This is a genomic window from Paenibacillus sp. Soil750 (assembly GCF_001428045.1).
GTDB lineage: Bacteria > Bacillota > Bacilli > Paenibacillales > NBRC-103111 > Paenibacillus_E > Paenibacillus_E allorhizoplanae.
In genome coordinates, this window is the sequence record NZ_LMSD01000017.1 from 51,595 (window position 1) to 61,946 (window position 10,352).

7 protein-coding genes, 12 tRNA genes and 1 rRNA gene are annotated in these 10,352 nt (G+C 45.6%); all 20 read right to left on the minus strand.

All coding sequences use genetic code 11. The features are described 5' to 3' along the window. Positions 1–87 precede the first annotated feature (87 nt). Positions 88–1,428, minus strand: coding sequence for a phosphoglucosamine mutase (gene glmM, locus ASL11_RS19035; RefSeq protein ID WP_056618175.1), 1,341 nt, complete (start codon positions 1,426–1,428; stop codon positions 88–90). Positions 1,429–1,458: 30 nt separating this feature from the next. Beyond that, positions 1,459–2,703 carry a CdaR family protein gene (locus ASL11_RS19040; RefSeq protein ID WP_056618178.1) on the minus strand — a complete coding sequence of 415 codons (1,245 nt, stop codon included), beginning with the start codon at positions 2,701–2,703 and terminating at the stop codon, positions 1,459–1,461. Beyond that, positions 2,696–3,517 (minus strand): diadenylate cyclase CdaA, encoded by an 822-nt coding sequence (cdaA, locus tag ASL11_RS19045; protein ID WP_056618181.1) that lies wholly within the window; start codon positions 3,515–3,517, stop codon positions 2,696–2,698. The genes ASL11_RS19040 and cdaA overlap by 8 nt, the downstream gene beginning before the upstream one ends. A 168-nt stretch (positions 3,518–3,685) precedes the next feature. After that, positions 3,686–4,291: a zf-HC2 domain-containing protein gene (locus ASL11_RS19050; RefSeq protein ID WP_056618184.1), complete on the minus strand. Its 606-nt coding sequence runs from the start codon at positions 4,289–4,291 to the stop codon at positions 3,686–3,688. Positions 4,292–4,364: 73 nt separating this feature from the next. Then, positions 4,365–4,961: an RNA polymerase sigma factor SigW gene (gene sigW, locus ASL11_RS19055; protein ID WP_056618187.1), complete on the minus strand. Its 597-nt coding sequence runs from the start codon at positions 4,959–4,961 to the stop codon at positions 4,365–4,367. Between the two features lie 80 nt (positions 4,962–5,041). After that, positions 5,042–5,911, minus strand: a complete 870-nt coding sequence (locus ASL11_RS19060; protein WP_056618190.1) for a DMT family transporter — start codon at positions 5,909–5,911, stop codon at positions 5,042–5,044. A 119-nt stretch (positions 5,912–6,030) separates the two neighbouring features. Then, positions 6,031–8,817 carry a phosphoenolpyruvate carboxylase gene (ppc, locus tag ASL11_RS19065; protein WP_056618199.1) on the minus strand — a complete coding sequence of 929 codons (2,787 nt, stop codon included), beginning with the start codon at positions 8,815–8,817 and terminating at the stop codon, positions 6,031–6,033. 338 nt (positions 8,818–9,155) lie between these two features. Continuing rightward, positions 9,156–9,226 (minus strand) — tRNA-Gly (locus ASL11_RS19070). An 18-nt stretch (positions 9,227–9,244) separates the two neighbouring features. Then, positions 9,245–9,318 (minus strand) — tRNA-Pro (locus tag ASL11_RS19075). Positions 9,319–9,344: 26 nt separating this feature from the next. Continuing rightward, positions 9,345–9,421 (minus strand) — tRNA-Arg (locus ASL11_RS19080). 9 nt (positions 9,422–9,430) lie between these two features. Beyond that, a tRNA-Gly gene (locus ASL11_RS19085) sits at positions 9,431–9,505 on the minus strand. Positions 9,506–9,543: 38 nt separating this feature from the next. Then, positions 9,544–9,623, minus strand: a tRNA-Leu gene (locus ASL11_RS19090). A 19-nt stretch (positions 9,624–9,642) separates the two neighbouring features. Next, positions 9,643–9,718: transfer RNA gene (locus ASL11_RS19095), tRNA-Lys, on the minus strand. An 18-nt stretch (positions 9,719–9,736) separates the two neighbouring features. Beyond that, positions 9,737–9,811, minus strand: a tRNA-Gln gene (locus tag ASL11_RS19100). A 10-nt stretch (positions 9,812–9,821) separates the two neighbouring features. Continuing rightward, a tRNA-Thr gene (locus ASL11_RS19105) sits at positions 9,822–9,894 on the minus strand. A 12-nt stretch (positions 9,895–9,906) separates the two neighbouring features. Continuing rightward, positions 9,907–9,982 (minus strand) — tRNA-Val (locus ASL11_RS19110). A gap of 14 nt (positions 9,983–9,996) precedes the next feature. Next, a tRNA-Glu gene (locus ASL11_RS19115) sits at positions 9,997–10,071 on the minus strand. 15 nt (positions 10,072–10,086) lie between these two features. After that, positions 10,087–10,162 (minus strand) — tRNA-Thr (locus tag ASL11_RS19120). A 2-nt stretch (positions 10,163–10,164) separates the two neighbouring features. Continuing rightward, positions 10,165–10,240, minus strand: a tRNA-Asn gene (locus ASL11_RS19125). Positions 10,241–10,245: 5 nt separating this feature from the next. After that, positions 10,246–10,352 (minus strand): 5S ribosomal RNA (gene rrf / locus ASL11_RS19130); the annotation flags it as partial.

Sequence of the window (10,352 nt, forward strand, 5' to 3'; positions counted from 1 at the left end):
TTGACCCAGTAATGCAACTTGTTTTTGGCATACCTGATCCCCCATCTCGCCATTTTCCAGCAAAAATGAGGGACTAGTAGCCTATAATTATACCAATTGCTCTTGAATAACCTTCGCAATATCATGAACGTATGCTTCTACTTGCTCTTTATCAGGGCCTTCCGCCATAACACGAATCAAGGATTCTGTACCGGATGGACGAACCAACACACGACCGTTATCGCCAAGCTCATCCTCGACTTTACGGATCGCTTCTTCGATTACCGCATTGTCCTTCAACTTGCTTTTATCCGCTACACGGATGTTAACAAGCAATTGCGGGAATTTACGCATAATCCCTTTCAAATCACTCAGCTTACGTCCCGATTCAACTAGCGTATTCACCAATTGTAACGCCGTAAGGATACCATCCCCAGTGGAGATGTAATCTAAGAAAATAACATGACCAGATTGCTCCCCGCCTAAGTTGTATCCGCCTTTACGCATTTCTTCCATCACGTAGCGATCGCCTACAGCTGTTTGCAGAGCCTTCAAGCCCGCTTTTTCGATGCCTTTGAAAAAGCCAATATTCGCCATCACCGTCGTCACAATGGTGCCGTGGTTCAGCTTACCCTGGCGATTCAGCGCATCGCCAAGAATGCTCAAGATGAAGTCGCCGTCGACTTCATCGCCCTTCTCATCGATCGCGATCAGACGATCCGCGTCGCCGTCAAAAGCTAGCCCGATGGCTGCGCCATGCTTAACCACCTCGGCGCGAAGCGTCTCTGGGTGGGTGGAGCCGCAATCATCGTTGATGTTGCGCCCATTCGGCTCCGCGCCGATGGTGATCACTTCCGCTCCTAGCTCGCGGAAAATCAAAGGCGCCAGCTCATAGGCTGAGCCATTCGCACAATCAAGAACAACCTTCACGCCGTCGAAGGACTTCGACACCGTCTCCTTCAAGAATGCCAGATAAAGGTGCTTCGCATCTGGCTGATCCGAAACCGTACCAATCTCGCCGCCAACCGGGCGAGGCAACTCATCCACAGCTGCATCGAGCAGCTGTTCAATCTCAAGCTCCGTCTCATCCAATAGCTTGAAGCCGTCGCCGCCAAAGAACTTAATCCCGTTGTCCTCAACTGGATTATGTGAAGCAGAGATCATAACGCCTGCGTCTGCGCCTAGCTTTTTCGTCAAATAAGCAACCGCTGGTGTGCTCACCACACCAATACGAATCACCTCAACACCAATCGATAACAATCCTGCTACAAGGGATGCCTCAAGCATCGGCCCCGAAATACGTGTATCTCTCCCGATCACGACTTTCGGATGCTTTGCCTGTCTTGTTAACACATACCCGCCGCAGCGTCCTACCTTATAAGCCAATTCTGGTGTGAGTTCGCCATTCGCGACACCGCGCACACCATCTGTACCAAAATATTTCCCCATTTTTGTATTCTCCTCTTTCTCTATTCCCCATTATGGATTTGCTGCTTTAACATTTTTCTCACTAATTTCTACGATCGCCTTCACTTCTTGTGGAAGTCCTAACTTCACGAAAGTAGGCAGATTTAAAGTCACTTTCAATTCATGCTTACCAGGCGGTAAATTACTAACATCTAGTATCGCTTGAATATCTTGAACTTTCAATTGATCAATTATGGCAGGAGCACCCTCTACTGTAATATTCAAGGTAGCCGACGCTGGCTGCGTCACTTTGGTTTCGTAATTTTCATTTTGACCAATAATCGTAATCGGTACATTTTCTACAGCTTTCGTGATTGAAGGCACAACCTCAACATGGACCGTCACCTTAGCAGGATCTAATTGAGTTACTTTATTCCTGAGAGGAATGTCCAGTGCGAAATCTTTCGTTTCCTTCACATCCTGCAGACTAAGCTGCGGCCCTTGATAGAATTCCATGCGGTCTACGACGTCTTGTGCTCCGTATACAGTCACCTTATCAGGGGTTTGTGTAATCATCGCGATGGCAAATCCTGCAGGAGGTTCACCGCTTACTTTGATCTGTAACGGAATGGTTTGGAATGGGCTTGTGATAGGCACCTCAACATCGACAACCGAAGGATTGATGTTAAGGGTTACTTCTTTGCCTTCTTTGTCAAAAGCCTGCAGTCTGACCTGCTTCGTCACCGCTGATTGTGCTTTATCCACAGATACCTCACCGCGGACATTCTCAATCTGATCGAGTTTACTCGTTTGTGCCGTAATGTACACCTTACCTGGCTTCACAATAGGTTGTCCCGCTTTGAGGCCTGCAGCAGGCGTTCCTTTGACATTTATGACGACAGGTACCTCTTTCATTTGTAGCTCTTCAATCATGACGTGGACCGTTCTAGGAACGATCTCAACATCCACATCTGACGGTATCCCTACCGGTGCTAGGGTAACCTGATGGTCACCTTTGCCGACCTGCGTCAAATCTAATTGAATCTGATACGTATTGCTAGCCGTCACTTTCTTAACGGAAGATTCCTTCCCTTTCAGAATCACCTGTACATTCGCGGGATTCATCGACGAGATGAAGTAATGCGTTTCATCATATTTGGTTGTGATGGAGACGTTATTAATCGTTTCCACTCGCTCGCGCAGTGCTGTGTTCCCGGATATATTCGTTTCTTCCATATGGACAACTACCCATAGCAGTATCCCGACAACAAGCGCAACGATCCGTACCACGTTTGTATTACGTAACCATTTATCCATTCGAACGCCCTCCCCACCATTTCATGAAAGGGTTCTTCTCATTTGTTTTCGCTTTGGGTTTCAACTCTTCAAATAGCTTAGATATCAACGATTCCTCTTTAATATCCCGTACGATATGTCCGTTCATTGTTAGTGATATTTGACCTGTCTCTTCCGAAACAATCACACACATCGCATCCGAAACTTCACTCATACCAATCGCTGCACGATGCCGAGTCCCCAGTTCCTTCGAAATGAAAGGATTTTCAGACAGAGGCAAATAACAACCCGCTGCCATCAACTGCCCTTGCCGAATAATAACTGCGCCATCATGAAGAGGGGTATTTGGGATGAAAATATTAATTAACAGCTCTCCGCTGATTTTGCTCTCTATCGCAATACCGGATTCGACATAGTCGGTAAGTCCCGTATCTTTTTCAAAAACAATTAAAGCCCCAATTTTACGTTTGGCCAAATAATTCGCAGCCCGAATCACTTCGCTGATTCTTTTATTCACATCTTGATCTTCTTCTGAAGAAGATCTACTTCCGAATAACTTACCTCGACCTAATTGCTCCAAGGCTCGTCTTAGCTCAGGTTGAAAAATAATAATAACCCCAAGCACCCCGAACGTAAAGGCTTGATTCACCATCCATTGCAGTGTACTTAACTGAAACCAAATACTAATGACCCAGGTAATGACGACCACGAGGATACCCTTCATCAGTTGAATAGCCCTTGTCCCACGCACCACTAGGATCAATTTATAAATCACATAGCTAACGATGAGTATATCGACAATATCCTTAGCCGAGATGCTCGTGAGCAAATCCATTGTATTCTCCCCCAGGCGACTAAACAAAGTTCTCTCTATATAGGAATCATAACATAAAGCTAAGTATACTTCTATTTATCTAGACTCATCGCGCGAGAATTGGTTCATTTTTCCTATGTAAAAAAAGAAGAAAGCCCCCTATAGTCTCAGCTATAAGGGGACATTCCGTTATGGCGTGATTTTACCTACGAATTCACCTAATTTGTACCAGACCCAGCTCAATGCTTCATCGACTTGTTTGACTTCTCCAGAAATGTGTGCCGTTGAGGCTAGGTTGACTGAACCATCGATCACGACGACATTCCCCGTTACATCGCCTTCAACCTTCAGTTCCCCGCGTTTGACCACAAGATCACCATTTACAGTATGTCCTTGCGGCACAATCACTGTATCCCCTTGAATAACGACATCCTGAAGGTTACTTCCCTGCACCATGAGATTCTGATCGTCATCCCACATCGATATGAAGCTTCCGAACATGACCGTTCCAAAAACCACAGCAACCGATACAGCAGGGTGTCTGCGAATCCAATCCGTCCAGGTATTCTTCTTTTTCATCGGTGGTAAGCCGCTCATAATCTGTGCAGTTAACGTATCAGGTACTTTAATGGAGGGCAGCATTCTAACCAAAGCGTCGGTTTTCTCCAGCTGTTTGAAAGTGTTATGACACGCCTGACAGGCTATCAAATGTTCTTTCAAAGGTAGAGCTTCCGTCTTTGGTAAATCACCGTCGAGATATTCATGTATGAGCGGGAGGGCTTCTTTACAATTCACGTTTACAGCCACCCCTTTCTTTAATTAGTAGAGCATGTTGTGATATACCATACGTTTCGATTTCAAATATGTTTCAGATCCGAACAGGATTTGTACTAACAACTTGTTCCTCCTGCTCCAATCGTTTTCGTAAGTACTCCCGTCCCCTGTGGACACGCGTTTTAATCGTGGTAACGGGCATGTCGAGCACATCACTAATTTCTTGTAGTGACATATCGTGCAAATACCTGAGAATAACAACCGATTTATATTTCTCTGGCAGCGTCTCAATCGCTCGGTGAATCTGTGCCTGCGTTTCGGAGACAATCAGCTGTTTCTCTGGTGTATCCTCATCGCTAGGTAGCATTGCATAATAATCATTGCCTTCGCCATCTGTCATTTCGGCATCCAGCGAATACGTTTGCTTTCTTCGTCGCAGCTTATCAATACATAAGTTTGTCCCGATTCGAAAAATCCACGTCGAAAACTTCTGATTCTCATCATATCGATGTAAATTCGTATACACGCGCAAGAACGTTTCCTGCACGGCATCCTCGGCTTCTTGCTTGTTATTCAGCATGCGGTAAGCCAAATGAAAGATCTTGTCTTTATAGAGCTCCACGAGCTCTGCAAAAGCATTGCGATCCCCATTACTGGCCAGCTTAGCCAGTCGTGCTTCAACAAAGTTCAATTGGTTTTCCTCCGGCTTCTCGACAATTCAACAACAATTTAATGATAACAAAATACCCTCTTCTACTATATACGCACAAATTACGATTTGTTTTCAGAAATTATAATTCCACCTAGAATTAGGGCCATGCCTCCCCATTGTAACCCGGTAATCGGTTCCCCGATGAGCAGATAAGCTGCAAGAATAGCCACTGGAAGCTCCACAGATCCTAGCATTGCTGCAAGTGCGCTTCCAATCTTGGGAATTCCGATATTAAATGAAACAGTCGGTACAACCTGGCCTAGGAACCCGAGAAGCAATCCCCATAGCAACAGCATACCACCATTATCATGAACAAAAACCGTCGGCGGATACAAGATATACATAATCGGCAGCGCAGCCGTCAGCATAATTGCAGAATTCATGAGCGGAGGCAGTGAACTTTCGACTTGTCCCGTGAAAAACAGAAAAATACTATACGCTAACGCAGAGATAAGTCCATATAGTATACCCAGAATACTGAGCTCTCCCCAGTTGGTATCAAACACATTCACCGCAAGGATCGTCCCCGCCAAAATTAGCGCAATCGCAATCCCTTCCATTCGTTTCGGTAATCTCCGTTTCACGATACAATCCATAGCAATCGTCATCCATGTAAACTGAAAGAGAAGAATAATACATAAGGAAGCATCTAACTCTTGCAGCGCAATATTATACACGACCGTCGTTAACGACAGTCCGAAAATCCCAATCAACCCCAGCTTAATCCAAGGACCCCTAAACGGATTTACCCACGACTTTTTGTGGAAAAGAATCAATACCCATACGAATACGGTCCCCATCGTCATCTGAGCAGGTGTAATTTGTCCATCTGTGAAACCTTGATCATAGGCCATTTTAATAAATGAAGAAAGCAAGCCGTAGCTTGATGCCCCAATAAGGACAAGAATTATTGCCAACCATCGCCCCATGCTGCCGCGCACCCCCTGACTTGGGCAATTCCCGTAATTACAGGAAAAGCCGAGCTGCCTGCATTGCTGCAAGCCCTCGACTTTGTCATCCTGTTGTTTTTCTTATGTTGTCGAAAGGATCAGCCCGTATTTCGAAGTCCCGCTGCAATCCCGTTGATTGTAAGTAGTACTTCACGAAGCAGAATCGCATCGTCTTCATTGTTTTCTCTTAGTGCGCGTAGCTCTGTAAGCAACTCAACCTGCATGTAGCTAAGCGGATCCACGTATGGATTACGCAATTTGATCGATTCTTGAATGACAGGAACATTATCCAGAATCTCTTGCTGACCTGTAATTTGCAAAATAATCGAAGACGTCAATTCATACTCGTCTTTGATCAGATTGAAAATACGCTCTGCAATCGCGGATTCCTTCACCAAGCTACCATACTCCTTCGCGATAAGAAGATCTGCCTTTGCCAAAGCCATTTGCAGATTATCAATCATCGTGCGGAAGAAGGACCAATCCTCATACATCTCTTTGAGGACTGCTAGGTTGCTTTCATTGCCTTGAGCAAAGCTTTGCAAGCCTGTACCTGCTGCATACCATGCTGGTAGCAGGTATCTCGTTTGCGTCCATGAGAATACCCATGGAATCGCACGCAAATCTTCGAACTTATCGCTATTTTTACGCTTGGATGGGCGGGAGCCGATATTCAACTCGCCAATTTCCGGCAGCGGTGTAGATTCTTTGAAGAACGTTAAGAAGTCTTCGTCTCTGAAAATAAGATCCTGATACTTCGTCTGTGCTTGCTCCGAAATACCACGCATAATATTTTCCCACTTATCTTCAAGCGGGTGTCTTTGCGGTGAACGGGACAGCTTGGAAGCTGTAATCAACGCAAATGTCGCTTGCTCTAAGCTGCGGTAAGCAATACCTTGCAAGGAATAACGGGAAGAAAGAACTTCACCTTGCTCCGTAATCTTAATGCCGCCACCAAGTGTTTCAACAGGTTGAGCTAGAATGCTTCGGTTCAATGGCATACCGCCACGACCCAATGCCCCACCACGACCATGGAAGAACTTCAACTTCACGCCAAATTTCTTCGCAGCTTCTGTGATATCTTGAAGAGCCATGCGCAGCTCCCAGTTCGCTGTTATCACACCACCGTCTTTATTACTGTCGGAATAGCCTAGCATAATTTCGTGCAATTGTGTTTCTGGATCAAGGCTTAATCGGTAAGCAGGAATCGCTAACAACGTGCTCATGATACCAGGCGCCGCGTGAAGATCGTCAATCGTTTCAAAAAGCGGAACAGACTGAACAGTACTCGTAACAGTTCCGTCGCTCTCTCTGCGGTATAGGCCCGCCTCTTTGGCAAATACAACAACTTCAAGCATGTCACTTGCACCTTGCGTCATCGAAATCAAGTAACTGTTAATACAATTACGTCCGAATTCCTTCTGCGCTTTACCAACTGTACGATAAACGTCTAAGCATTCTTTCGTACCTTCCGTGTAGTCCAAGTACGTAGACGTGATTGGACGTGGATCATTCAAGACATTCGTGAGCAATGAAATTTTCTCATCTTCCGAAAGCTTGCTGTAATCCGGCGTAATACCCATTTTCGCCAAAATTTCCGTCATCGCATTCTCATGCTCTTTACTATGCTGTCTGATATCCAGAGCAGCTAAGTGGAAGCCGAAGAGTTCAACTTGACGAATTAGCTTCTTAATATATTTATCCGCGACATAATCTGCAAAGTGCGCACGCAAACTAGCTTCCATAACTTGCAAATCTTGAATAAACTCTTCAGGGCTATTGTACTTCTGCGTAGAAGATACATTTGCATTGCCTGTATTATGGATCTTCTCGATCATATAAGTCGTCTTGATGCGGTATGGTTCCTTTTCATTACGCCAAACATCTTGAACATTCCCCATCGCTTCACGATCACATTGGATCGATTCAATCAGAGCTTCGCTCACATTCACAATGTTCTTGCTAAAGCTCATGTGTGCTAAAGATTCTCTAAGGATTTCCTCATACTTTTGCAAAGCCAATTGACGGTGCAGACCAAGCGTCTCCCATGTCACATTCGCTCTTACAGATGGATTTCCGTCACGATCTCCGCCGATCCAAGATCCAAATTTCAAGAAGGATGGCACATGCCATTTGTCTTCTGGGTAGTACTTATTTAAACAACGCTCAAGCTCGTGGTACACTTCTGGCAATACATCAAATAACGTCTCGTCAAAATAGTACAATCCGTTACGCACTTCGTCGATTACCGTCGGTTTACGATCACGCAGCTCATCGGTTTGCCACAAATTAAGCACTTCACCCACAAGCTTCTCGCGCAATTGCTCACGCTCACGGTACGTTAAGTTAGGGTTGTCCAGCTTCATCATATCGTCAGAGATGCGCAAATTAATATCGAGCACTGCACGACGCATAGCCTCCGTTGGATGAGCCGTCATTACGAGCTCAAGAGAGATCGCTTTAAGTATTTCTTGTACCTCGGTATAAGGAATATTCGTATTCTTCAGCTCTTGTACGATGCTCTCAATCGAACCTGGTTGTACAGATTCCCCTGATGAGCGCTCGTAGTCACGTTTACGGCGAATACGATGGTTTTGTTCTGCAATATTAACTAGCTGGAAGTATATAGCAAAGGCGCGTATCACTTGATGGCGAATTTCCGGATCTAGTGAAGATATCGTTTTCTTAAACTCATCATAGATCTCAATAACATAGTGTGCTCTTAACGACTTGCTCATTTCGCGAATTCGTTCAACGACATCCAGCAGATCATTTCCGCCCTGATGTACAAGAACTTCACCTAGTATGTGTCCAAGAAACCGAATATCTCTACGCAGCAGGTTATTCGTACTTTGTTTTTGTTGGACGATCTCACTCTCTACCATGACTCTCCACCCCATCTATTCACTATGATGCATTAATGCTTCTCTCTGCAAAAGCTAGTCGCTATAAAAACTCATTTCAGAATATTTTACCACAATCTAACCGCTACACATAGTATTAAAATAAAAAAACCGTACGTTTTTCGGTGGTAATTAATGTATTGGTAAGATTCTGCGATGCTTTGATTTGTATTATCTCCTAATTAGAAGGAGTTAGACGGTATATTTAGACGCTCATTCTTTGTGCGAAATACCATCGGTTTTCACCCGCGGTGCTGATCCTTTTGTTACTGTCTCTTGATAAAAGAAAAAGACCACCCGAAGGTGGTCCTTTTCTTATAAGCGGGCGGCGGGAATCGAACCCGCGCGATCAGCTTGGAAGGCTGAAGTTCTACCATTAAACTACGCCCGCGTAGTTTAGAAAAAATGATCGGGACGACACGATTTGAACATGCGACCCCCTGCTCCCAAAGCAGGTGCTCTACCAAGCTGAGCTACGTCCCGATACGTTTATAACTTATAATGAAGAATGGCGCGCCCTGAGAGATTCGAACTCCCGACCTTTTGATTCGTAGTCAAATACTCTATCCAGCTGAGCTAAGGGCGCATAAAACTTTGGAGCGGAAGACGGGGATCGAACCCGCGACCCTCGCCTTGGCAAGGCGATGCTCTACCGCTGAGCCACTTCCGCAGGGTACCTCAATTGTATGAATACAAGTGAGGATTTAATGCGCGTAGAGGGACTTGAACCCCCACGGTCACCCGCTAGATCCTAAGTCTAGTGCGTCTGCCAATTCCGCCATACGCGCATGTTATAAATAAGGCAAATGGTGAGTCATGTAGGATTCGAACCTACGACACCCTGATTAAAAGTCAGGTGCTCTACCAACTGAGCTAATGACTCATATCTTTTTGAAAAAAATGGCTGGGGATCAAGGATTTGAACCTTGGCATGACGGAGTCAAAGTCCGTTGCCTTACCGCTTGGCTAATCCCCAATAGAAAACATGCCGTCGAGAGGACTTGAACCCCCAACCTACTGATTACAAGTCAGTTGCTCTACCAGTTGAGCTACAACGGCATATAAAGTTAATGGTGGAGGCTGACGGGATCGAACCGCCGACCCTCTGCTTGTAAGGCAGATGCTCTCCCAGCTGAGCTAAGCCTCCATGGGATCTGAAAATGGTGACCCGTAGGGGACTCGAACCCCTGTTACCTCCGTGAAAGGGAGGTGTCTTAACCACTTGACCAACGGGCCTTACTTAAAAATTACTGGAGCTTCCAACCGGAATCGAACCGGTGACCTCATCCTTACCATGGATGCACTCTACCGACTGAGCTATGGAAGCAATGGCTCCCCGAACAGGACTCGAACCTGTGACAACTCGATTAACAGTCGAGTGCTCTACCAACTGAGCTATCAGGGAACAATGCTTGGCAACGTTCTACTCTCCCAGAACCCTGCGGTTCAAGTACCATCGACGCTGGAGGGCTTAACGGTCGTGTTCGAGATGGGAACGCGTGGGTCCCCTCCGCCAT

Coding starts and splice junctions, on each gene's coding strand:
- glmM (WP_056618175.1), bottom strand. CDS start 1,428: ATGGGGAAATATTTTGGTACAGATGGTGTGCGCGGTGTCGCGAATGGC.
- ASL11_RS19040 (WP_056618178.1), bottom strand. CDS start 2,703: ATGGATAAATGGTTACGTAATACAAACGTGGTACGGATCGTTGCGCTT.
- cdaA (WP_056618181.1), bottom strand. CDS start 3,517: ATGGATTTGCTCACGAGCATCTCGGCTAAGGATATTGTCGATATACTC.
- ASL11_RS19060 (WP_056618190.1), bottom strand. CDS start 5,911: ATGGGGCGATGGTTGGCAATAATTCTTGTCCTTATTGGGGCATCAAGC.
- ppc (WP_056618199.1), bottom strand. CDS start 8,817: ATGGTAGAGAGTGAGATCGTCCAACAAAAACAAAGTACGAATAACCTG.